This is a genomic window from Streptomyces sp. NPDC060064 (assembly GCF_042736455.1).
Taxonomy (GTDB): domain Bacteria; phylum Actinomycetota; class Actinomycetes; order Streptomycetales; family Streptomycetaceae; genus Streptomyces.
The window spans coordinates 12,747-34,760 of the sequence record NZ_JBHWWF010000041.1; the positions used below are offsets into that span (position 1 = coordinate 12,747).

General features: G+C 69.8%; 22 protein-coding genes. 17 read left to right on the forward strand and 5 right to left on the reverse strand.

The features are described 5' to 3' along the window. The first annotated feature begins 99 nt into the window (after positions 1-99). The 7 genes from ACFWDI_RS34475 (at position 100) to ACFWDI_RS34505 (ending at position 7,597) form a co-directional block, all read left to right on the forward strand. Complete coding sequence (locus ACFWDI_RS34475; protein WP_385310157.1) at positions 100-1,872, forward strand: ABC transporter substrate-binding protein; 1,773 nt, start codon at positions 100-102, stop codon at positions 1,870-1,872. A 125-nt stretch (positions 1,873-1,997) separates the two neighbouring features. Then, positions 1,998-2,996, forward strand: a complete 999-nt coding sequence (locus ACFWDI_RS34480; protein WP_385310158.1) for an ABC transporter permease — start codon at positions 1,998-2,000, stop codon at positions 2,994-2,996. Continuing rightward, positions 2,993-4,123 (forward strand): ABC transporter ATP-binding protein, encoded by a 1,131-nt coding sequence (locus ACFWDI_RS34485; RefSeq protein WP_385310160.1) that lies wholly within the window; start codon positions 2,993-2,995, stop codon positions 4,121-4,123. The genes ACFWDI_RS34480 and ACFWDI_RS34485 overlap by 4 nt, the downstream gene beginning before the upstream one ends. After that, on the forward strand, positions 4,120-5,472 hold the full coding sequence (locus tag ACFWDI_RS34490) for an ABC transporter ATP-binding protein (protein WP_385310162.1): 1,353 nt from the start codon (positions 4,120-4,122) through the stop codon (positions 5,470-5,472). Before ACFWDI_RS34485 ends, ACFWDI_RS34490 begins: the two co-directional genes overlap by 4 nt. Positions 5,473-5,490: 18 nt before the next feature. Next, positions 5,491-6,150, forward strand: coding sequence for a trimeric intracellular cation channel family protein (locus ACFWDI_RS34495; protein WP_385310164.1), 660 nt, complete (start codon positions 5,491-5,493; stop codon positions 6,148-6,150). A gap of 138 nt (positions 6,151-6,288) precedes the next feature. Then, complete coding sequence (locus ACFWDI_RS34500; protein ID WP_385310166.1) at positions 6,289-7,137, forward strand: thioesterase family protein; 849 nt, start codon at positions 6,289-6,291, stop codon at positions 7,135-7,137. An 85-nt stretch (positions 7,138-7,222) separates the two neighbouring features. Beyond that, a complete protein-coding gene (locus tag ACFWDI_RS34505; protein WP_385310168.1) occupies positions 7,223-7,597 on the forward strand; it encodes a hypothetical protein in 375 nt (124 codons plus the stop codon). A 24-nt stretch (positions 7,598-7,621) separates the two neighbouring features. Here ACFWDI_RS34505 and ACFWDI_RS34510 read toward each other — a convergent pair whose 3' ends face one another. Beyond that, positions 7,622-8,194, reverse strand: a complete 573-nt coding sequence (locus ACFWDI_RS34510) for a TIGR03086 family metal-binding protein (RefSeq protein ID WP_385310169.1) — start codon at positions 8,192-8,194, stop codon at positions 7,622-7,624. Between the two features lie 97 nt (positions 8,195-8,291). Between ACFWDI_RS34510 and ACFWDI_RS34515 the strand changes: the two genes are divergently transcribed. Then, positions 8,292-9,344 (forward strand): helix-turn-helix transcriptional regulator, encoded by a 1,053-nt coding sequence (locus ACFWDI_RS34515; RefSeq protein WP_385310171.1) that lies wholly within the window; start codon positions 8,292-8,294, stop codon positions 9,342-9,344. On the opposite strand, the gene ACFWDI_RS34520 is transcribed toward ACFWDI_RS34515, so the two are convergent. Next, the gene (locus ACFWDI_RS34520) at positions 9,280-9,894 is read right to left on the reverse strand and encodes a TetR family transcriptional regulator (protein ID WP_385310172.1); all 615 of its coding nucleotides are present in this window, start codon (positions 9,892-9,894) and stop codon (positions 9,280-9,282) included. The genes ACFWDI_RS34515 and ACFWDI_RS34520 overlap by 65 nt on opposite strands. A 103-nt stretch (positions 9,895-9,997) precedes the next feature. Between ACFWDI_RS34520 and ACFWDI_RS34525 the strand changes: the two genes are divergently transcribed. The 3 genes from ACFWDI_RS34525 to ACFWDI_RS34535 all read left to right on the forward strand — a co-directional run bounded on the left by ACFWDI_RS34525 (position 9,998) and on the right by ACFWDI_RS34535 (position 11,819). Further along, positions 9,998-10,150, forward strand: a complete 153-nt coding sequence (locus ACFWDI_RS34525) for a hypothetical protein (RefSeq protein WP_385310174.1) — start codon at positions 9,998-10,000, stop codon at positions 10,148-10,150. A 21-nt stretch (positions 10,151-10,171) separates the two neighbouring features. Next, on the forward strand, positions 10,172-10,555 hold the full coding sequence (locus tag ACFWDI_RS34530) for a hypothetical protein (RefSeq protein ID WP_385310176.1): 384 nt from the start codon (positions 10,172-10,174) through the stop codon (positions 10,553-10,555). A gap of 100 nt (positions 10,556-10,655) precedes the next feature. Next, complete coding sequence (locus ACFWDI_RS34535) at positions 10,656-11,819, forward strand: cysteine desulfurase family protein (protein WP_385310178.1); 1,164 nt, start codon at positions 10,656-10,658, stop codon at positions 11,817-11,819. 31 nt (positions 11,820-11,850) lie between these two features. Here ACFWDI_RS34535 and ACFWDI_RS34540 read toward each other — a convergent pair whose 3' ends face one another. Then, a complete protein-coding gene (locus ACFWDI_RS34540; protein ID WP_385310180.1) occupies positions 11,851-12,522 on the reverse strand; it encodes an N-acetylmuramoyl-L-alanine amidase in 672 nt (223 codons plus the stop codon). Between the two features lie 61 nt (positions 12,523-12,583). On the opposite strand from ACFWDI_RS34540, the gene mnmA reads away from it, so the two are divergent. Further along, positions 12,584-13,711 (forward strand): tRNA 2-thiouridine(34) synthase MnmA, encoded by a 1,128-nt coding sequence (mnmA, locus tag ACFWDI_RS34545; protein WP_385310182.1) that lies wholly within the window; start codon positions 12,584-12,586, stop codon positions 13,709-13,711. Positions 13,712-13,808: 97 nt separating this feature from the next. On the opposite strand, the gene ACFWDI_RS34550 is transcribed toward mnmA, so the two are convergent. Beyond that, positions 13,809-14,624 carry an alpha/beta fold hydrolase gene (locus ACFWDI_RS34550; protein ID WP_385310184.1) on the reverse strand — a complete coding sequence of 272 codons (816 nt, stop codon included), beginning with the start codon at positions 14,622-14,624 and terminating at the stop codon, positions 13,809-13,811. 57 nt (positions 14,625-14,681) lie between these two features. Continuing rightward, positions 14,682-15,008 (reverse strand): DUF427 domain-containing protein, encoded by a 327-nt coding sequence (locus ACFWDI_RS34555; RefSeq protein WP_385310186.1) that lies wholly within the window; start codon positions 15,006-15,008, stop codon positions 14,682-14,684. 50 nt (positions 15,009-15,058) lie between these two features. Between ACFWDI_RS34555 and ACFWDI_RS34560 the strand changes: the two genes are divergently transcribed. The 5 genes from ACFWDI_RS34560 (at position 15,059) to ACFWDI_RS34580 (ending at position 21,987) form a co-directional block, all read left to right on the forward strand. Then, positions 15,059-15,598: a TIGR00730 family Rossman fold protein gene (locus tag ACFWDI_RS34560; RefSeq protein ID WP_385310187.1), complete on the forward strand. Its 540-nt coding sequence runs from the start codon at positions 15,059-15,061 to the stop codon at positions 15,596-15,598. Positions 15,599-15,614: 16 nt separating this feature from the next. Next, complete coding sequence (locus tag ACFWDI_RS34565) at positions 15,615-16,304, forward strand: SDR family oxidoreductase (RefSeq protein ID WP_385310189.1); 690 nt, start codon at positions 15,615-15,617, stop codon at positions 16,302-16,304. Between the two features lie 48 nt (positions 16,305-16,352). Next, a complete protein-coding gene (locus ACFWDI_RS34570) occupies positions 16,353-17,357 on the forward strand; it encodes a methionine synthase (protein ID WP_385310191.1) in 1,005 nt (334 codons plus the stop codon). Positions 17,358-17,372: 15 nt separating this feature from the next. After that, positions 17,373-19,556, forward strand: a complete 2,184-nt coding sequence (gene ligA, locus ACFWDI_RS34575; RefSeq protein ID WP_385310192.1) for an NAD-dependent DNA ligase LigA — start codon at positions 17,373-17,375, stop codon at positions 19,554-19,556. A 316-nt stretch (positions 19,557-19,872) separates the two neighbouring features. Further along, positions 19,873-21,987 (forward strand): putative bifunctional diguanylate cyclase/phosphodiesterase, encoded by a 2,115-nt coding sequence (locus ACFWDI_RS34580; RefSeq protein WP_385310194.1) that lies wholly within the window; start codon positions 19,873-19,875, stop codon positions 21,985-21,987. The last annotated feature ends 27 nt before the right edge of the window (positions 21,988-22,014 follow it).

The window sequence follows — 22,014 nt, forward strand, 5'->3', positions numbered from 1 at the left end:
CGTCCCTGCGGACACACCGCCCCTGCCGAAGCCGTCAGGAGCAATAGCCCAGAACCACGACCCTCGAGGGCCGTGACTACTACGGAGGTTGCGAGCATCGTGACAACCAATCGCACGTCGAACCGCAGGCTTGCCGCAGGCACGGCTGTCGTGCTCGCGGCCCTGCTGACCACCACGGCCTGTGGCGGCAAGGACGACAAGAAGGACGGGGCCGGTGCGCCCGGCTTCAACGCCGGCATCGGCAAGGTGGCCAACGCGGCCGACACCAAGGGCGGCACCCTTAAATTCGTCGGCACGCAGGACGCCGACTCGTGGGACCCGCAGCGCGGTTACTACGGCTTCATGTGGGACTTCGCCCGCTACTACACCCGCCAGCTCGTCAGCTTCAAGGCGGCGCCGGGCCAGGCCAGCACCGAGCTCGTCCCGGACCTCGCGACCGCGAAGGCCGAGATCTCGGACGGCGGCAAGACCTACAAGTACACCCTGAAGGATGGCGTGACCTGGGAGGACGGCACGCCCATCACTTCGCAGGACATCAAGTACGGCATCGAGCGCACCTGGGCCCAGGACGTCATCTCCGGCGGCCCGGTCTACCTGATGCAGGTGCTCGACCCGAAGACCGAGTACAAGGGTCCGTACAAGGACAAGTCCGCGGACAAGCTCGGCCTGAAGGCGATCGAGACGCCGGACGCGAAGACCATCGTCTTCAAGCTGCCGAAGCCGAACGGTGACTTCGAGCAGATGCTCGCCATGCCGGCTGCCTCTCCGGTGAAGAAGGAGAAGGACACCGCCGCCAAGTACGGCCTGAAGCCCTTCTCCAGCGGCCCGTACAAGATCGACTCGTACGCGCCGAACAAGTCGATGTCGCTCTCCCGCAACACCAACTGGAAGCCCGCCTCGGACACCATCCGCAAGGCGCTTCCGGACAAGGTGACGGTCACCTTCATGACCAACGCGGACGACATGGACAAGCGCCTGATCAAGGGTGACTTCGACGTCGACATCAACGCGACCGGCATCGGCCAGGCGGCTCGCACCACGGCTCTGCGCAAGCACAAGGACAACCTCGACAACGGCCAGACCGGCTTCATCCGCTACGCGGTCTTCCCGACGACGGTCAAGCCGTTCGACAACGTCGAGTGCCGCAAGGCCGTCATCTACGCCGCCGACAAGAAGTCGCTGCAGACCGCCCGTGGCGGCCCGCAGGCCGGTGGCGACATCGCCCCGAACATGCTCCCCGCGGGCATCAAGGGCTCGGACCCCACGTACGACCCGTACGAGGTCCTCAAGAACGACAGCAAGCCGAACGTCGCGAAGGCCAAGGCGGCGCTGAAGGCCTGTGGCCAGCCGAACGGCTTCAAGACCACCATCGCGGTGCGTAACAACAAGCCGGTCGAGGTCGCCACGGCCGTCTCGCTGCAGAACGCGCTGAAGCAGGTCGGCATCGACGCCCAGGTCGACCAGTTCGACGGCGCCCAGACGTCCGGCATCATCGGTTCGCCGAAGGTCGTGAAGGACAAGGGCTACGGCATCATCATCATGGGCTGGGGCGCGGACTTCCCGACCGGCCAGGGCTTCTCGCAGCCGCTGGTCGACGGCCGGTTCATCCTGCAGAGCGGTAACAACAACTTCTCCGAGCTGAACGACCCCGCGGTCAACAAGCTCTTCGACCAGGCCATCGCCGAGACCGACCCGGCCAAGGCCGGCGAGATCTACAAGCAGATGAACCAGAAGGTCTCCGAGGCCGCTGTCTACCTGCCCTTCGTCTACGACAAGACGATCACCTGGCGCAGCACTCGTCTGACCAACGCCTACACGGCCGACGCCTACAACGGCCGCTACGACTACGCCTCGCTCGGCGTCGTCAAGTAAATCCCAGTCAGTTCACGTTCCAGTGCCACACCCGCTAGGCACGAAGGGCAGGTGATGGCCGCGAGCGGTGGCCCGGAGCCCTCTCCATAAGAGAGGGCTCCCGGGCCACCGTCGGGCCGAGCGCAGTGCTTGCATATCTCATCAGGCGATTCTTCGCCGTCATCGTCATGCTGATGGTCATCACGCTGGTGACCTTCGGAATCTTCTTCCTCTTCCCCAAGATGATCGGGACGGACCCGGCGCTGTACTTCGTCGGCAAGCAGTCCGACCCCGCCTCCATCGAGGGCATCCGGCAGAAGATGGGCCTGGACGACCCGATCCTGGTCCAGTTCGGCAAGTTCGTGGTCGGACTGGTGGCGGGTCGTACGTACGCCAACGGCTCCGACGTGACGCAGTGCGCCGCGCCCTGCTTCGGGTACTCGTTCAAGACCGAGCAGGAGGTCTGGCCGCTGCTGCTCGAGTGGCTGCCGGTCACCCTCTCGCTCGCCGCGGGCGCTGTCGTGCTCTGGGTGATCGGTGGTGTCTCCACCGGCATCATCTCCGCCCTCAAGCGCGGTACGCCCCTGGACCGTTCGGCGATGGGCATCGCCCTCGGCGGTGTCTCGCTGCCCATCTACTTCACCGGCATGCTGTCCCTGGCGCTCTTCTCCGACCAGCTGGGGTGGTTCGACCGGCCGGACGCGGCGTTCAGTGAGGATCCGGCGGCCTGGTTCAACGGCATGGTTCTGCCGTGGGTCACCCTCGCCTTCCTGTATGCCGCGATGTACGCCCGGCTCACCCGCGCCACGATGCTGGAGGTCCTCAACGAGGACTACATCCGAACCGCCAGAGCCAAGGGCCTCACGGAACCCGTGGTCATCGGCAAGCACGCAATGCGCTCGACCATGACCCCGATCCTGACCGTCCTCGGCCTGGACCTCGGAGCCCTGGTGGGCGGCGCGGTCCTGACCGAGAGCACCTTCTCCCTGCACGGCCTCGGCTACAACGCGGTGAAGGCAATCAGCGACCACGATCTGCCCGTGATCCTCGGAGTCACGCTCATCGCGGCCTTCTTCGTCGTCCTCGCCAACCTCGTCGTGGACCTCATGTACGCAGTGATCGACCCCCGAGTGAGGCTCTCATGACCACGGTGCCAGTCCCGGGAGAGACCCCCGGATCCCCCCTGACGAAGACCGGCGCCGTCGGCGAGCCCGTCTCCGCGGGCTCGGCCCCCTCCACCGCCTTCCTCGAAGTACGCGACCTCCAGGTGCACTTCCCGACCGACGACGGTCTCGTGAAGTCGGTCGACGGACTCTCCTTCACGCTGGAGAAGGGCAAGACCCTCGGCATCGTGGGCGAGTCGGGCTCCGGCAAGTCGGTGACCTCGCTCGGCATCATGGGCCTGCACCGCGTCGGCCAGTACGGCCGGCAGAAGGCACACCTGTCCGGTGAGATCTGGCTGAACGGCAAGGAACTGCTGACCGCCGACCCGGACGAGGTGCGCCGGCTGCGCGGTCGCGACATGGCGATGATCTTCCAGGATCCGCTGTCCGCGATGCACCCGTACTACACCATCGGCAAGCAGATCAGCGAGGCGTACCAGGTCCACAACAAGGTGGACAAGAAGACCGCCCGCAAGCGGGCTGTCGAGCTGCTGGACCGGGTGGGTATCCCGGAGCCCCACAAGCGGGTGGACAGCTACCCGCACGAGTTCTCCGGCGGTATGCGCCAGCGCGCGATGATCGCGATGGCGCTGGTCAACAACCCCGAGCTGCTCATCGCGGACGAGCCGACCACCGCGCTGGACGTCACCGTCCAGGCGCAGATCCTCGACCTGATCCGGGATCTGCAGAAGGAGTTCGGCTCCGCGGTCATCATCATCACCCACGACCTGGGCGTCGTCGCCGAGCTGGCCGACGACATCCTGGTGATGTACGGCGGCCGCTGCGTCGAGCGCGGTCCGGCCGAGAAGGTCTTCTACGAGCCGCAGCACCCCTACACCTGGGGCCTGCTGGGCTCGATGCCGCGCATCGACCGTGACCAGACCGAGCGCCTCATCCCGGTCAAGGGCTCCCCGCCCAGCCTGATCAACATCCCCAGTGGCTGTGCCTTCCACCCGCGTTGCCCGTACGCCGATGTGCCCAAGGGCGGGATCACCCGCACCGAGCGGCCCGAACTGCGGGAGGTCGGCAGCCGGCACCACTCGGCCTGCCACATGTCGCAGGAGGACCGCACGCGGATCTGGACCGAAGAGATTGCGCCGAAGCTGTGAGTACTGCGTCTTCCCCGGGGGCAACCCCCGGACCCCCGGCCGGAAAAGATCGTAAGGATTCCGAGATGGCGATCCCGGAGCAGGCCACCTCCTCGCCCGAGCCACTGCTCAAGGTCACCGGACTGGTCAAGCACTTCCCGATCACGAAGGGGCTGCTGCGCCGGCAGGCCGGTGCCGTCCAGGCGGTCGACGGCATCAGCTTCGACGTACTTCCCGGCGAGACGCTCGGCGTCGTGGGTGAGTCCGGCTGCGGCAAGTCGACGATGGGCCGGCTCATCACCCGGCTGCTCGAACCGACCGGCGGCAAGATCGAGTTCGAGGGCAAGGACATCACGCACCTCGGTGTTTCGGGCATGCGCCCGATGCGCCGGGACGTCCAGATGATCTTCCAGGACCCCTACGGCTCGCTCAACCCGCGCCACACGGTCGGTTCGATCGTCAGCGCGCCGTTCAAGCTGCAGGGCGTCACGCCCGAGGGCGGGGTCAAGAAGGAGGTCCAGCGGCTGCTGGGCCTGGTCGGTCTCAACCCCGAGCACTACAACCGCTACCCGCACGAGTTCTCCGGCGGCCAGCGCCAGCGCATCGGTATCGCGCGGGCCCTCGCCCTGAAGCCGAAGCTGGTCGTGGCGGACGAGCCGGTCTCGGCGCTGGACGTGTCGATCCAGGCGCAGGTGGTGAACCTGCTGGACGACCTCCAGGACGAGCTGGGCCTCACGTATGTGATCATCGCGCACGACCTGTCGGTCATCCGTCATGTCTCGGACCGCATCGCGGTGATGTACCTGGGCAAGATCGTCGAGCTGACGGACCGCAAGTCGCTGTACGAGGCGCCGATGCACCCGTACACGAAGGCCCTGCTCTCCGCGGTGCCGGTGCCGGACCCGAAGCGGCGTGGCGCCAAGAGCGACCGCATCCTGCTCAAGGGCGACGTCCCGTCACCGATCTCCCCGCCGACCGGCTGCCGGTTCCACACCCGGTGCTGGAAGGCGACGGATATCTGCAAGACGCAGGAACCGCCGCTGCTGGCACTGAAGACGGGCCACCAGGTGGCCTGCCACCACCCGGAGAACGCACCGGACCTGGCCCCGGGCGACAAGGCCCTGGAGTCGGCGCGCGAGGCGATCGAGATCGTCGACGTGTCGAAGAAGCCGGAGTCGGCGGAGCCCGCGGAGGCCGCTGCGGTCGCGGCGATCACGGTCTCCAAGACCGGTGGCGAGGCTGCGGACGAGACCTCTGCCGAGGCCGACTCGGACCAGGCCGTTCCGTCGGAGGGCGAGTCCGCGGACGCGGCCGCCGAGGAGACCTCCACGGAGGCCCCGGCCGAGGCTGAGGAGAGTGCCAAGGAGTAGAACCGGCACAATTGCCGGGTGCTCCATGAACTGTTCACGCCCTCCGTCCAGCATGCGCTCGACCTCGTCGGTATCTTCGTCTTCGCGATCTCCGGCGCACTGCTCGCCGTACGCAAGAATTTCGACGTCTTCGGCATGGCGGTGCTCGCAGAGGTGACCGCGCTGGGCGGAGGGATGTTGCGGGACCTGATCATCGGGGCCGTCCCGCCCGCGGCCTTCAGCGATCTCGGGTACTTCCTCACGCCGCTCGTGGCGACCGCCCTGGTTTTCTTCTGGCATCCGCACGTCGAGCGCATCCAGGTCGGGGTCAATGTCTTCGACGCCGCGGGCCTCGGGCTGTTCTGCGTCACCGGCACCACCAAGGCGTACGAGTACGGGCTCGGCCTCACCGCCTCCGCGGCGCTCGGACTTGCCACCGCCGTCGGTGGCGGTGTGCTGCGTGACGTACTCGCCAACGAGGTGCCGTCGCTGCTGCGCTGGGACCGCGATCTGTATGCCGTCCCCGCCATCGTCGGCGCGACCATGGTGGTGGTCTCCATCCAGTTCGACGTCCTGAACGCGGCCACCAGCGGACTCGCGGTGGTGACCGCGTTCGTACTGCGGCTGCTCGCTATGCGCTTCCACTGGCGGGCGCCGCGCGCCTGGAACCGGCGCTCGGAAGCCGCCGAAGAGAGCTAGCCGAAGAGAGCCGGCCGAGGAGGGACGGCAGAGCTGGACCGACTCCGGAGCGCCCCGTTCCGCCGGCGCGGACGGGGCCCGGTGCCGGGGCAGAGCAAAAAGCTACCGCTCAGTAGTTTTCTGTTGTACGGTGCCGCCATGGCACAGGCAGTACAGGCAACCATCGGGGACAGCGAGTTCGACCGCGACACCGCTGTCACCCTGCGCGCACCGGGCGTCTACGACGCGGAGCTCTCGGCGGGCTGGACGATCATCCGCGCCGTCAACGGCGGCTACCTGCTGGCCCTGCTCGGCCGTGCGCTCGGTGACGCCCTGGCGCACCCCGACCCGTTCACGGTCTCGGCGCACTACCTCACGGCGTCGCACCCGGGCCCCGCGGTGATCCGCACCGAGGTCGTACGCAGCGGCCGCACCCTCTCCACCGGACAGGCCTCGCTGTTCCAGTACGCGGAGGACGGCACGGAGATCGAGCGCATCCGTGTCCTCGCTACGTACGGAGACCTGGACGCGCTGCCCGACGACGTGCGCACGACGGCGAAGCCGCCCGTCATGCCGGTATTCCAGGACTGCCTCGGCCCGTCCGACGGCCCCGCGCCGAAGATCCCCGGCAGCTCGGCGATCACGGAACGCCTGAACATCAAGCTCGACCCGGCGACACTCGGCTGGGCTGTCGGTGCCCCCTCCGGCAAGGGTGAGATGCGTGGCTGGTTCGGCCTCGCCGACGGCCGTGACGCGGACCCGTTCTCGCTGCTGCTCACTGTCGACGCGCTGCCGCCGACCTCGTTCGAGCTGGGCCTGCCGGGCTGGACGCCGACGGTCGAACTCACCACGCACATCCGCTGCCGCCCGGCCCCCGGGCCGCTCCGGGTCTCCATCACGACCCGCAACCTGGCCGGCGGATTTCTGGAGGAGGATGCGGAGGTCTGGGACAGCGCGGACCGTCTGGTGGCTCAGTCGCGCCAGCTGGCGAAGGCGCCGCGCGGCTGAGTCCGGGCGCGGTTGAGACCGGGCGCGGTTGAGTCGGGACCTTCATTCTCTCGCGGTTATATAACCCGCGAAGTATGTTCGGGGTATGTCCATACCGTTCGACGTGCTCGCGGAGCCGAGCAGGCGCAGGATTCTCGATCTGCTCCTGGTGCGGTCCGCGGAGACGGTCTGGGCGGAACTGACCGCAGGCGCGGAGGTGTTGGAGGGTGCGCCGGTCCCGGCGGGCTTCACGGCCCCCAAGACCCCACCGGGACCGGTCACCGAGGTGCGGCGACCGGCCCTGCTCGCCTACGCCGTGGACCCGCAGGGCGAGGTCCGCTGGCAACTCGCCGAGGGCACGGGCCACGGCCCCCGTCTGATCCTGACCCAGACCGGCCCGCGGGACATGGATGTGGATGACCTGCTGGCCTCCTGGCACACCCGCCTCACCCACCTGGCGGCGCGCCTGCTGGAAGCGTAGGGGCGGGTGGGTGGGGACATCCCGTTACGCGGCGCGGCCCAGCCACGATGCCAGTCGGCCGTACGCGTCCGCCCCCTCCGGTGCCTCCTGGACCGCCGCGAACGGGACCCCCTCGCCGCGGCTGTCCGCCGGCAGGACCTGCTGGGCGATCGGGAGGATGACCTTGGCCAACTCCTCGTCCAGGGCCATCGGGTGGCCCAGTGCCTGCGACAGGTCCCAGGTGTGGGTCAACGTCTCCATCACATAGCCGCCCACCGCCGCCGCGCCCGGCAGCTCCGCGGCCCACGGGACCGCGACCAGGCGGCCCAGCTTCGCATCGTCCGCCCACGCCGCCGTGAAGCGGCGCCTCGCCTCCTCGTACGCCGTGGTCCAGCCGTCGTCCGCGACGCCGTCCACCCGGGCCGGCACCGCCAGGCCGTCGCCGCCCTCGCCGATGGTCGCGATCCGGTGCGTACCGCCGACGACATGGGACAGCAGCGCCCGTACATCGAACTCCGTACAGGGCGTCGGGTCGCCGAGCCGCTCGGGCGTCACGGTCTTCAGCAGGCTCGCGAACTGGTCGGCCGCGCGCTCGTACAGGGGGCGGGGGTCGTTCATGGTGTCCATCTCCTCAATTGCCGGTCTCGGTGACGAGGCACACCCTGCCCGGATAACCTGACATCCACCGTCAAGTTTTCCGGAGACCCTCAGACCCGTGAAATCAGACCGGCTGCTCTCGATCCTGCTGCTCCTCCAGACCCGCGGCCTCGTCCCGGCCGCCGAACTCGCCGAGCGGCTCGAAGTCTCCGTACGTACCATCTACCGCGATATCGAGGCGCTCTCGTCCTCCGGCGTCCCCGTCTACGCCGAGCGTGGGCGGCACGGAGGCATCGCGCTGCTGCCCGGCTTCCGCACCGACGTCACCGGGCTGACCGCCGACGAGTCCCGTGCCCTCTTCGTCCTCGCCGCCCAGGGCGCCCACTCCGCACTCGGCCTCGACGAGGCGCTCGGCTCCGCACTGCGCAAGGTCATGGCCGCGCTGCCCGAACCACACCGTCCCGCCGCCGAGTTGACGAGCCGGCGGATCCTGGTGGACCCGGCCCGCTGGATGCGCGTACCGCAGCCGGCCGTCGATCTGGACGTGCTGAACTCCGCCGTCTTCACCGACCGTCGGCTGCGGCTGCGCTACCGGCACAGCGGGACGACCGAACCGCGGACGTACACGCTCGATCCGTACGGACTCGTCGTCAAGGCGGGCGTCTGGTACCTGGTCGCCGACCACCGGGCAGCCCCCCGGCTCTTCCGCGCGGACCGGGTGCTCGCCGCCACTCTCACCGACGCTCCGGTCCGGCGGCGCCCCGGCCAGGAACTGGCCGACGTCTGGCAGGTGTTGCGCCGTCAGGTCGAGGACCGCCCGGCGGACGTACGGGTGACGGCGCTGGTGAGGACCGACCGGCTGGACATGTTCCTGCGCATACAGGCCAGTCAGCTCACCGCCGAGCCCCAGGTCGCCGGTGAGTGGGCGCGCGTGGAGCTCGCGCTGCCGACCGCGATGGCGGCCCGCGCGCTGCTGGCCTTCGGCGAGAGCGTGGAGGTGCTGTCTCCGCCGGAGGCGCGGGAGGAGCTGGCCCGCGCGGCGGCGGCAGTGGTCGAGTTGTACGGAAGCGGTTCCGGCAGGCCCGTCACGCTGCCCGTCGGGCCCGTCAGTCCAGCCAGTGGCGCCGGCCGAGACTCACCAGACGCAGCTGACGGCGGGCCACCGAGCTGACCTGCTCCTCGCCCTCGGGACCGGCCTCCAGGAATGTGTACGCCGTCATCACCATGTGGTCGACATAGACACCCGCGAGCATGCGCAGATCGGCCTCGCTCCATCCGGCCGACTCCGGCTCGCGGGCGAAGGCCGCCGCCACTTCGTCGGCGAACCGGCGCAGTTGCGCGCCAATGGCCTCGCGTACGGGCTGTACACCGCCGTGCCGCTCGCGGGCGATGAAGCGGACATGGGCTGGTGACCTGCGGACGAGATCGGCGATCAGCGCGACGGTCCGGTCGATACGTACATCGTCACCGGTCTCGGCGAGCGCCTCGCCGATCATGGCGTGCAGGCTGCCGAGCGCCTCCTCGACGAGCGCGACGCCGAGGTCGGCCGTGTCCCTGAAGTGCCGGTAGAACGCCGTCGGCGCCACACCCACGGCCCGTGTCACCTCACGCAGTCCGAGGCTGCTCAGACTCTGCTCCTCCAGGAGCTGCAGCGCGGCGTCCAGGAGGGCCTGACGGGTCTTCTGTTTCTGGGCCTGACGGATCCCGGCGGTGTGACTCATAACATTCAGTAAACAACCGTTCTCTCGATAAGGGAAGTGTAGACTCGGGAGTCAGTGAACAGTCGTACTCACAAGTGTTCACCCAAAATTGGGAAGGAAGACAATGGTCGCCATCGTCGCAGCGCTTCTCCTTCTGGGCATCATGCTGGGCGCCGTGGCCCAACTCCCGCTCTCCGTCACCTTCGTGGCCTGCTCCGTCATCGGCGCATGGCTGCTCGTCTTCGCCGTGCGCGAGCGTCGCGCCCGGAACCACTGACCCGGAAGGAGCCGAACCACCATGCAACTCACCGCCGGCGCACGCACCGCACGCACCGCACGCGGCACCCGCACCGAGAGCACCGCCGGGGATGTCACCGTCCGGAACGCCACTCGGCCCGAGACCCGGCCGGAGTCCGAAACCCGGCCCGAGGCGCAGCCCGGGACCCGGCGCGACGCCGACGGCATGGCCGTCGCCGCCTTCGTCCTCGGCCTCGTCGGCCTGCTCGTGATGAACATCGTGCTCGGCCCGATCGCCGTCGTACTGGCCGCAATCGCCCTTTGGCGAGGCACCACCCGCCGCTTCCGCGCCCTGCTCGGACTCGCACTCGGACTGGCTGACCTGGCTGTTCTCGCCGTACTCGTCACCGTGAACGGAACCGTCGTCTGGGGCTTCGGAGGCTGACGCCGGCAGCCGCGGACAGCCGGGAAAGCGGAGCCCGCACGCCCGTGCACCCCTGCGCCGCGTCCGCGCCCCCGCCGGGCCTCGTAGAATCGTGGCCACCATGGCTTACCTCGACCACGCTGCGACCACTCCGATGCTGCCGGAAGCCGTCGAGGCGATGACCGCGCAGCTCACCGTCACCGGCAACGCCTCCGCGCTGCACGCCGCCGGGCGCCGGGCCCGCCGCGCCGTCGAGGAGGCCCGCGAGACCCTCGCCGAGGCGCTCGGCGCACGGCCCAGCGAGGTGGTTTTCACCTCCGGCGGCACCGAGGCCGACAACCTCGCCGTGAAGGGCCTGTACTGGTCGAGACGCGACGCCGACCCGGCCAGGACTCGCGTACTGGCCAGCCCCGTCGAGCACCACGCCGTCCTCGACGCCGTCGACTGGCTCGGCGAGCACGAGGGCGCGACGGTCGAGTTCCTGCCGGTCGACGCGTACGGGCGGGTGCACCCCGAGGCGCTGCGCCAGGCCATCGCGCGCAATCCCGACGATGTCGCGCTCGCCACCGTGATGTGGGCCAACAACGAGATCGGCACCGTCATGCCGGTGGCCGAACTCTCCGCCGTGGCAAAGGAGTTCGGTGTCCCGCTGCATGCCGACGCGGTCCAGGCCTTCGGTCAGCTCGAAGTGGACTTCGCCGCATCGGGCCTGGCCGCCATGACCGTCTCCGGACACAAGATCGGCGGCCCGTACGGCATCGGCGCGCTGCTGCTCGGCCGCGAGTACAGCCCAGTCCCCGTACTGCACGGCGGCGGCCAGGAGCGCCATGTCCGCTCCGGCACCCTCGACGCCCCCGCCATCGCCTCCTTCGCCGTGGCCGGCCGCCTCGCCGCCGAGCGGCGTGAGGACTTCGCCCACGAGATCGGCTCGCTCCGCGACGAGCTGGTCCGGGCCGTCCGTACGGCAGTCCCGGACGCGATCCTCGGCGGCGACCCGGACGACCGCCTCCCCGCCAACGCCCACTTCACCTTCCCCGGCTGCGAGGGCGACTCCCTGCTGCTGCTCCTGGACGCCCAGGGCATCCAGTGCTCCACGGGATCCGCGTGCACGGCCGGCGTCGCCCAGCCCAGCCATGTCCTCCTCGCCATCGGCACCGACCCGGACCTGGCCCGCGGCACGCTGCGCTTCAGCCTCGGCCACACCTCCACCAAGGCGGATGTGGACGCGGTCGCGGAAGCCATCGGCCCGGCGGTGGAACGGGCCCGTACGGCCGGCCTGGTCTGATCCCGGACGCGCACAGCCCGCCCGCAGGGGGCTACCGGGCCGCCGCCCGCGCGTCCCCCACCAGCCTGATGTACCGGTCCCAGTCCCAGTGCGGCCCAGGATCCGTGTGGTCCGTTCCCGGCACCTCCACATGCCCGATGATGTGCTCGCGGTCCACCGGGATCCCGTACCGCCCGCAGATCCCCGCCGTCAGCTTTGCCGACGACCGGTACATCGCGTCCGTGAAATCGGCCGGCCGGTCCACGAAGCCCTCGTGCTCTATGCCGACACTGCGTTCGTTGTACGAGCGGTTCCCGGAGTGGAAGGCAACATCCAGCTCGCGGACCATCTGCGCCACATGCCCGTCCTTGCGTACGACATAGTGCGTCGCGGCTTCGTGCCCAGGATCCTTGAAGGCCCTGAGCGCCGACGGATAGCTGCCCTGGACGACATGGATGACCACGCGGTCGATGGAGTAGTCGTCGGGCCGGTCCGCGAGCCGCCAGTTCGCCCGGGAGGCGGCCGTCCACTCCGCGCCCGCATAGTCGATCGCACCCTCCTTGCGCGCCCTCGTGATCCCCGGCAGGCGCCACCAGATGCGCTTCAGCTCGTCCTTGGCCAGCACGCCCGTCCCCAGCACCACCACCCCGCCGCCGATCAGCACGGCCCGTCTGCTCACGGGCCGCTTACCGCCGTCGTCGCCGCGCTTCGATTCACTCCCCATGCGATCACCAACGCATACTCGCGAGCTTTCGGTTCCCCGGGCCCCTTACCCTGGTAGGGCTATGACTCCTCAGACTTCCCAGCGCCCCCTCCGAGTACTCGCCGCCATGTCGGGCGGCGTGGACTCCGCCGTCGCCGCCGCCCGTGCCGCCGAGGCCGGACACGATGTCACCGGTGTGCACCTCGCGCTCTCCGCGAACCCGCAGTCCTTCCGCACGGGCGCGCGCGGCTGCTGCACCATCGAGGACTCGCGCGACGCCCGCCGCGCCGCGGATGTCATCGGCATCCCCTTCTACGTGTGGGATCTCGCCGAGCGCTTCCGCGAGGACGTGGTGGAGGACTTCATCGCGGAGTACGAGGCCGGCCGCACCCCCAACCCCTGTCTGCGCTGCAACGAGAAGATCAAGTTCGCGGCACTGCTGGACAAGGCGCTCGCGCTCGGTTTCGACGCCGTGTGCACCGGTCACTACGCCACGGTCGTGACGGGTGAGGACGGCAGCCGCGAGCTGCACCGCGCCAGCGACATGGCCAAGGACCAGTCGTACGTCCTCGGCGTCCTCGACGAGCGGCAGCTGGCGCACGCCATGTTCCCGCTCGGCGACACCCTCACCACCAAGGACGAGATCCGCGCGGAGGCCGAGCGCAGGGGACTCGCGGTCGCCAAGAAGCCCGACAGCCACGACATCTGCTTCATCGCGGACGGCGACACCCAGGGCTTCCTCGCCTCGCGCCTCGGCACGGCGGAGGGCGACATCGTCGACGAGTCGGGCAAGAAGCTGGGCAGCCACGACGGAGCCTTCGGCTTCACGATCGGCCAGCGCAAGGGCCTGCGCATCGGCCACCCGGCCCCCGACGGCAAGCCGCGCTACGTCCTGGACATCTCTCCGGTGAACAACACGGTGACGGTCGGCCCGGTCGAGGCACTGGACGTCGACGCCCTGACCGCCATCAAGCCCCGCTGGTGCGGCACGGCTCCGGAGGGCCCGGGCACGTACACCGCTCAGCTGCGCGCGCACGGCGGCGAGACGTCAGTGACCGCGGAGCTCGTCGACGGCACGCTGAATGTGAGCTTCGCCGAGCCGGTACGTGGTGTGGCGCCCGGCCAGGCCATCGTGCTGTACGACGGCACGCGGGTGGTCGGCTCCGCGACCATCGCGACGACCGGGCGGGCGGCCGCGCAGGTCGCCTGATCCTGCGCCGACTGGTCGGTCCCGGCTCCAGGCTGTCGGTCCCGGCTCCGGCGGCCCTCGGTCCCGGCTCCAGGCTGTCGGTCCCGGCGCCGGCCGGTCAGTCCTTCCTCCGGCCCTCACCGGCGAAGAAGTCCGCCAGTAGCGGGGCCAGCACCTGCGGCGCCACCTCATGCGTCTGCCCGGTCAGCGTGCGGTGCCGGCCCCGCGGCAGGCACTCTGACACCGCGCGTGCCGCGTCCCGCAGCCAGCCGGGGCTCGCGCCGCCGTCGACGACCACCACGCGCTGGGCGATCGTACGCAGCTGCTCGACCGGTACCTGACCGTTGCCCATGATCTCGTGGTCGTAGGGGAGGGTGTGGGCCACCGCTTCCCTCTCGGCCCACATCGGCGTCTGCCGCATCCCTGCGACCGCCGCCGGCGGCATCCCGGTCTCCGTCAGGAAGAGCGCGAGCGCGTCGCCGGGCCGCCCCTGCTCCACCAGCTCACGCAGCCTGGCGACGTAGGCGGCGGGCTCCTCGCGGCTCGCCGGATCCGCCGTGAACGGCGGTTCGTACACCGAGAGTTGAGTGATCGGTAGTCCCGCGGCGGCCGCCTTCAGAGCAAGCGCCGCGCCCGAGGAGATGGCGTGCACACAGGCGCTGCCACCCGCCGCGGCGAGCACGGCGGCGAGATCCTCGATCTCGCGCTCCACCGCGTACGGAGCGGTGTCACCGCTCGCGCCCCGGCCGCGCCGGTCATAGGTGAACACACGGAACTGCGAGGCGAGCAGCGCGGCCAGCGGCGCGTCCGTCGCCGCCGTGCACAGCGCACCGCCAATCAGAACCACCGGCGGCCCGGCGCCCCACTGCTCGTACGCGATGCGCGTGCCGTCACCCGATGTGGCCTGGTGCGGCGTTCTGCTCGAGTTGTCCATAGGAGTGCTGACCGCCCCGCCCGGCGGGACTCATCGCTCGTCCACGAGATTCTTCTGTCAGGCCTCGACGACCTCCGTGTCGTAGAAGCAGAAATGCCCCTTGATCTGCGCCACTTCGTCCTTGGGCTCGGGATACGCCCACACCAGGTCCTGCGCGTCCGACAGCGACCAGTAGGAGGCCGTTCCCTTGAAGGGGCAGTAGGTGTGGGTCTCCGAGGGCTTCAGCAGGTCGGTGCGTACGTCCTCCGGGGGGAGGTAGTAGCGCACGGGGGAGCCCGTCTCGCGCAGGACGAGCGGGCGCCGGCTCTCCCCGAGAACTTCGTCGCCGCGCACCACGCGTACGTGAACCGTGCCCTGCTCGAGGGTGATCGTGTGTCCAGCCATACCTGGCACAGCGTCGACAGGGCCCGAGTTCTTCCCCGTACCGTGATCCTATGAATATCTGTGTCTTCCTCTCCGCCGCCGACCTCGACGACCGCTACACCCGGCCCGCCCGCGAATTCGCCGAGCTGGTCGGCAAGGGAGACCACACCCTGGTGTGGGGCGGGTCCGAGTGCGGACTGATGAAGGTCGTCGCGGACGGTGTCCAGCAGGCGGGCGGGCGGCTGGTCGGCGTCTCGGTCGACTTCCTCGGGGTGAAGGCCCGTACGAACGCCGACGAGATGGTGATCGCCAAGGACCTCGCCGAGCGCAAGGCGCTGATGCTCGCCAAGGCCGACGCGATCGTGATCATGGTCGGTGGTACGGGGACGCTGGACGAGGCCACCGAGATCCTGGAGCTGAAGAAGCACGGCAAGCACTCCAAGCCGGTGGTGCTGCTGAACACCGCGGGCTTCTACGACGGGCTGAAGCAGCAGTTCCGGCGGATGGAGGACGAAGGCTTTCTGCCGCTTCCGCTGACCGACCTGGTGTTCTTCGCGGAGGACGGGGTCTCGGCGCTCGCCTACCTGGAGGAGTCGGTGGGCGTGCAGTAGTGCGAGCATGTCCCGTATGGGCACACATCTGATCACCGGGGCAGGCTCGGGCATCGGCGCGGCGGTCGCGCGCCGACTGCACGGACGCGGCGACGAACTCGTCATCCTGGCGCGCGACGCCGGGCGCGCCAAGGAGCTCGCGGGCCGCTATCCCGGGTCCCGTACGCTCGTCGCCGATCTCGCGGACCCGGACCGCATCTCCAGGTCGCTCGGCATGCAGCCGATGCCGGACCGCCTGGACTCCCTGCTGCACATCGCGGGCGTCGTCGACCTCGGCCCGATCGCGGAACTCCGCCCCACGACCTGGCACCAGCAGCTCAACGCCAATCTGATCTCCCCGGCCGAGCTGACCCGGCTGTTCCTGCCCCAACTCAGGGCAGCCAAGGGCCATGTTCTCTTCGTCAATTCGGGCGCGGGCCTCAACGCCCATGCGGAATGGGGCGCCTACGCCGCGTCCAAGCACGGTCTGAAGGCGCTCGCCGACTCGCTGCGCCACGAGGAGCACAGCAATGGCGTACGCGTGACCTCCGTCTATCCGGGGCGTACCGCTGGCCCCATGCAGGCCAAGGTGCACTCGCAGGAGGGCAAGGAGTACGACGAGTCCCGCTGGATCAGCCCGGAGTCGGTCGCGACGACGATCCTCACCGCGATCGATCTGCCGCGCGACGCGGAGATCAACGACGTGACGGTGCGGCCCGGGCGCTGAGGACGCTCGCGCCGGGCCTCCGGCGGGAGCGGCGCGTACCCTTCCCGAGTGAGCGACAAGAACAACTTCCCCTGGGCCCCCGCCACCGGCATCGGATCCATGCCCGGCGGCGACGCACGCGAGGCCGCGAAGACCGTCGCCGGTTCCTTCGAGGACTTTCCCTATCTGGCCGAGCTGCCCGCCCGCGGGCCCGGCGCCGACATGATCGGGCGGACCATCGGGCTGCTCGTCGAGATGTACGCGCACGTCGAGCCCAGCGGCTGGCGGATCAGCGACCGGCCGGGGCGCGACACCCGCCGGGCCCGCTCCTGGCTCGGCGAGGACCTCGACGCGCTGGAGGAGTACACCCAGGGCTACGAGGGCCCGCTGAAGGTGCAGGCGGTGGGGCCGTGGACGCTCGCCGCCGCGCTGGAGCTGCGGGGCGGCGAGGCCGCGCTCGGCGACCCCGGCGCCGTACGCGATCTGACGGCCTCGCTCGCGGAGGGGCTGCGCGGCCATCTCGCCGAGGTACGCCGCCGGGTGCCGGGCGCGCGCGTGGTGCTGCAGCTCGACGAGCCGTCGCTCACCGCCGTGCTGCGCGGACAGATCAGGACCGCCAGCGGGTATCGCACACACCGGGCGGTCGACCGCCAGATCGTCGAGAGCGCCCTGCGGGACGTGATCGGGGTGAGCGAGGATCCCGTCACCGTCCATTCCTGCGCTCCGGACGTGCCGTTCGCGCTGCTGCGCCGGGCCGGGTTCGCGGGCGTCTCGTTCGATTTCGCACTGCTCACCGAGCGTGACGAGGAAGAGATCGGTGAGGCGGTGGAAGGCGGGACGAAGCTCTTCGCGGGCGTCGTGCCGTCCACCGACGCCGCATTGTCAGACCCTGCCGGTAGCGTCATGGGTGTCAGGACGTTGTGGCGCAGGCTGGGGCTGAATCCGGGGACTCTCAGCGAGTCCGTGGTGATCACCCCGTCGTGCGGTCTCGCGGGTGCCTCACCGGCGTACGCGCGCGCCGCGCTCGCCCACTGCGTCCGGGCGGCGAGATCGCTCGCAGACAACCCTGAGTAACGGGAGGACGAGACGGTGGCTGTCGAACAGCAAGGGTCTGTGCCCGCCGAGGCACGGGAGAAGCATGCCCAGCTGGCCGAGCAGGTCGAAGAGCACCGCTTCCGGTACTACGTGAACGACCAACCGGTCATCAGCGACGCCGAGTTCGACAAGCTGCTGCGCGGGCTTGAGTCGCTGGAGGACAAGTATCCGGAGCTGCGTACGCCCGACTCGCCGACCCAGAAGGTCGCCGGGCAGTACGAGACGGAGTTCAGCGCGGTCGCGCACCGCGAGCGGATGCTCTCCCTCGACAACGCCTTCGACGAGGAGGAGCTCACCGCGTGGGCCGAGCGCATCGCGCGCGACCTCGGCTCGCAGAAGTACCACTTCCTGTGCGAGCTCAAGGTGGACGGCCTCGCCGTGAACCTGACGTACGAGAAGGGCCGGCTGACCCGGGCGGCGACCCGGGGCGACGGCCGCGTCGGCGAGGACATCACCCCCAATGTCCGTACGATCGCGGACATCCCGGACCGGTTGCAGGGTGACCGCATTCCGGATCTCGTGGAGATCCGTGGCGAGGTCTACTTCCCGATGGAGAAGTTCGAGGAGCTCAACGCCCGCCTGGTCGAGGCCGGTGACAAGCCTTTCGCCAACCCGCGCAATGCCGCGGCGGGTTCGCTGCGCCAGAAGGACCCGAGGGTCACCGCGACCCGTCCGCTGCGCATGGTCGTGCACGGCATCGGCGCGCGCGAGGGCTTTGACATCGACCGCCTGTCGCAGGCCTACGACCTGCTGAGCGAGTGGGGCCTGCCCACCGCCCGGCACAACAAGGTCGTGGACTCGCTGGAGGATGTACGGGAGTTCATCGCCTACTTCGGCGAGCACCGCCACTCGGTGGAGCACGAGATCGACGGTGTGGTCGTCAAGCTCGACGAGATCCCGCTCCAGGGGCGGCTCGGCTCCACCTCGCGCGCGCCGCGCTGGGCGATCGCGTGGAAGTACGCCCCGGAGGAGGTCAACACCAAGCTGGTCAACATCCGCGTGGGCGTCGGCCGCACCGGGCGCGTCACGCCGTATGCGCAGGTGGAGCCGGTCACGGTCGCGGGCTCCGAGGTCGAGTTCGCCACCCTGCACAACCAGGACGTGGTCAAGGCCAAGGGCGTGCTGATCGGCGACACAGTGGTGCTGCGCAAGGCCGGCGACGTCATTCCGGAAATCCTCGGTCCGGTCGTGGATCTGCGGGACGGCAGCGAGCGTGAGTTCGTGATGCCGTCCGAGTGCCCCGAGTGCGGGACGGCGCTGCGGCCGATGAAGGAGGGCGACGTCGATCTGCGCTGCCCCAACGCCCGCTCCTGCCCGGCCCAGTTGCGTGAACGTCTCTTCTATCTGGCCGGCCGCAAGTCGCTGGACATCGAGAACTTCGGCTATGTGGCGGCGGCAGCGCTCACCAAGCCGCTGGAGCCGCCCACACCGCCGCTGACCGACGAGGGCGATCTGTTCGACCTCACCATCGAGCAGCTGCTGCCCATCAAGGCGTATGTCCTGGACCAGGACAGCGGACTGCCCAAGCGCGACCCGAAGACCGGCGAGGAGAAGCTCGCCATGATCTTCGCCAACAAGGAGGGCGAGCCGAAGAAGAACGCCCTGGCGATGCTGGAGAACATCGCCGCGGCCAAGGAGCGACCGCTGGCCCGGATCATCACGGGACTGTCCATCCGTCATGTCGGCCCGGTCGCGGCCGAGGCGCTGGCCCGGGAGTTCCGGTCGATCGAGCGGATCGAGCAGGCCACCGAGGAGGAGCTGGCGGCGGTCGACGGGGTGGGCGACATCATCGCGGCCTCGGTCAAGCAGTGGTTCGCGGAGGACTGGCACCGCGAGATCCTGCGCAAGTGGCGCGCCGCGGGCGTTCGTATGGAGGAAGAGGGCGCGGGGGAGGACGAAGGGCCGCGTCCGCTCGAGGGACTCACCGTTGTCGTCACCGGCACGCTGCAGAACTACACGAGGGATGGCGCAAAAGAGGCCCTCCAGAGCCTCGGAGCGAAAGTGGCCGGTTCCGTTTCCAAGAAAACGGCGTTCGTGGTGGTCGGTGACAACCCGGGTTCGAAGTACGACAAGGCAATGCAGTTGAAGGTGCCCGTGCTGGACGAGGAAGGCTTCGCCGTTCTGCTCGAACAGGGGCCCGATGCAGCTCGTGAGGCCGCTGTGCCTCCAGAGGCGTAACGGAGGGGGCGTGCGCGGGGCTTGGGAGGGGCTTGCGCCGAGGTCCTTTGGGGGCGCGCGGGGCCGGATTCGGACGCGAAAACGGGACCCGGAACACCAGGTACAGGTCACCCGTTCAGCGCATACCAGATGGTTAAGGGTGGCCGGGTCGCATTCGGGCAAGAGCTGTAGAGCGCTGCCCGTCCGAGCCTCCTGCGGCCTACTGTTGAGATGTGCGCCTGTCGTGCACGGCTGCGTGGTGGGATTTCAGTCGTGGTGGCATGACTACGGGAGCCATCGCGAGGCATCGGCACCGCCGGCTGTGAGAGGGACGGGAATGAAACCGACCGAGAGCGCCGCCCCGGTCTCACGGCCGCGTGGATTCGCGGCCCTTGCAGGAATGACATCCGGGCTGCCCGTCATCGTCATGGTGATCGCCGCCGCCGTACTCGTCACCGGGATCGTACGGACCGTGCAGGAGGGCCATGCGCTCTTCCCCTCGTCCACGGTGGGCTGGTCGCTCGCCGTCCTCACCGGGATCATCGTCGGCCATCTGGTCGCGCTCGGCCGCGACCGCTGGTGGGGCGGCACCGGCTCCGGCGCCGCCCTCACTCTCGCCGTCCTCCTGCTCTTCGGCTGGGTGCCCGCCGGTCTGGTCAGCCTCGCCGTCGTCGCACTGGTCGGCGCCGCCCGCAGGCACCGCTGGCGACAGGGCGTACTGCACGGCTCCGTCGACCTGTTGGGGATCGGCGCGGCCGCGCTCGTCCTCGCCGCCTTCGGCGTTGCGCCCAGCGTGGAGCGGCCCTGGCTGCCCCTGGACTGGGGCGTCGAGGCCGCGCCCGAAGTGATCCTGGCGGCCACCGCCTATCTCGCTGTCACCCGACTGCTCCTCTGGTATGTGCTGGCCCCGCAGGGCGGCGGGCTGCCCACCGTCGCCCGTACGGCCCTGCTCAGGCAGGGTCTTGTCGCAGTCGCTCTCCTCGGCATCGCGCCGCTGATCTGCGTGGTCGCCACCGCCCTGCCGCTCCTGCTGCCCCTGTTCGCCGTACCGCTGATCGCTCTGGACTCCACGCTCTGGATCGCGCGGGCCAGAGCCGAGGAGCAGCTGCGCGACCCGCTGACCGGGCTGCCCAACCGTCAGTGGCTGCTGGAGCGGACCTGGGCCGCCCTGGAGGACGCCGAGGGCAGCGGCGCGCGATCCGCTCTCGTGCTGATCGACCTCGACCGTTTCCGGTCGGTCAATGACACACTCGGCCATCTCGCGGGCGACCGGCTGCTCCTCCAGATAGCTGATCGGCTGCGACTGGCTCTGCCGCGAGGGGCCGAGGCGGCCCGGCTCGGCGGCGACGAGTTCGCCGTACTGCTCCCGACGGCCGACTCCACCACCAGCGCCACCCGCATCGCCCGCCATCTGGTGGCCGAGCTGTCGTCGCCGCTGGACCTGGACGGACTCACGCTCGTCCTGGAGGCGAGCGCCGGCGTCGCCGTCTTCCCCGACCACGCGCTGGACGCGGAGGGCCTGCTGCGGCGCGCGGACGTGGCGATGTACCAGGCGAAGCGGGACCGTACGGGCGTCGAGGTGTACGAGTCCAAGCGCGACTCCAACACTCCCGACCGGCTCGGTCTGCTCGGCGATCTGCGCCGGGCGCTGGACGCCGGCGACGTGGAGCTCCATTACCAGCCCAAGGTCGGCTTCGACGGCCATGTCGCGGGCCTTGAGGCGCTGGTCCGTTGGGTCCACCCGGAGCGCGGCCGAGTACCTCCGGACGAGTTCATCGCCATCGCCGAGTCCTCGGGCCTGATGCCGTATCTGACGGAGTACGTCCTCGACACGGCCCTCGCCCAGGTCGCCAGATGGCGCGCGCAGGGTCTGGACGTCCCGGTGGCGGTCAATGTCTCGCCGCGAGACGTCCACACCCCCGGGTTCGCCGGGCTGGTCGCCGCCCGCCTCGCCCGCCACGGTGTCCCGCCGGGCTCGCTCCAGTTGGAGATCACGGAGCACGTACTCCTCGAGGACCCGCAGCGCGCCGCCGACACCCTCGCCGGGCTGACCGACCACGGGGTGAAGATGTCCCTGGACGACTTCGGCACCGGATACTCCTCGCTCGTCCACCTGCGTCGCCTGCCGGTGAGCGAGCTCAAGATCGACCGGTCCTTCGTCGCCCGGCTCGCCGTCGACAACGAGGACGCGGCGATCGTCCGCTGCACCGTCGACCTCGCCCACTCGCTGGGCCTGCTGGTGGTCGCCGAGGGCGTCGAGGACGACGAGACCTGGGAGCGGCTGCGCGATCTGGGCTGCGACGCCGTACAGGGCTGGCTGGTCGCGGCCGCGATGCCGCCGCAGGAGACCACCGCATGGCTGCGGGCCAGGGGCGAGCGCGGCTGGCACCGCCCGGCGGAGCTGCCCGCCGCATCGGATGCCGACGAGCCGTCCAGCCAGGTCGTCCCCTGACGGTGCCGGCGGTCGGGTGGTCGGGGC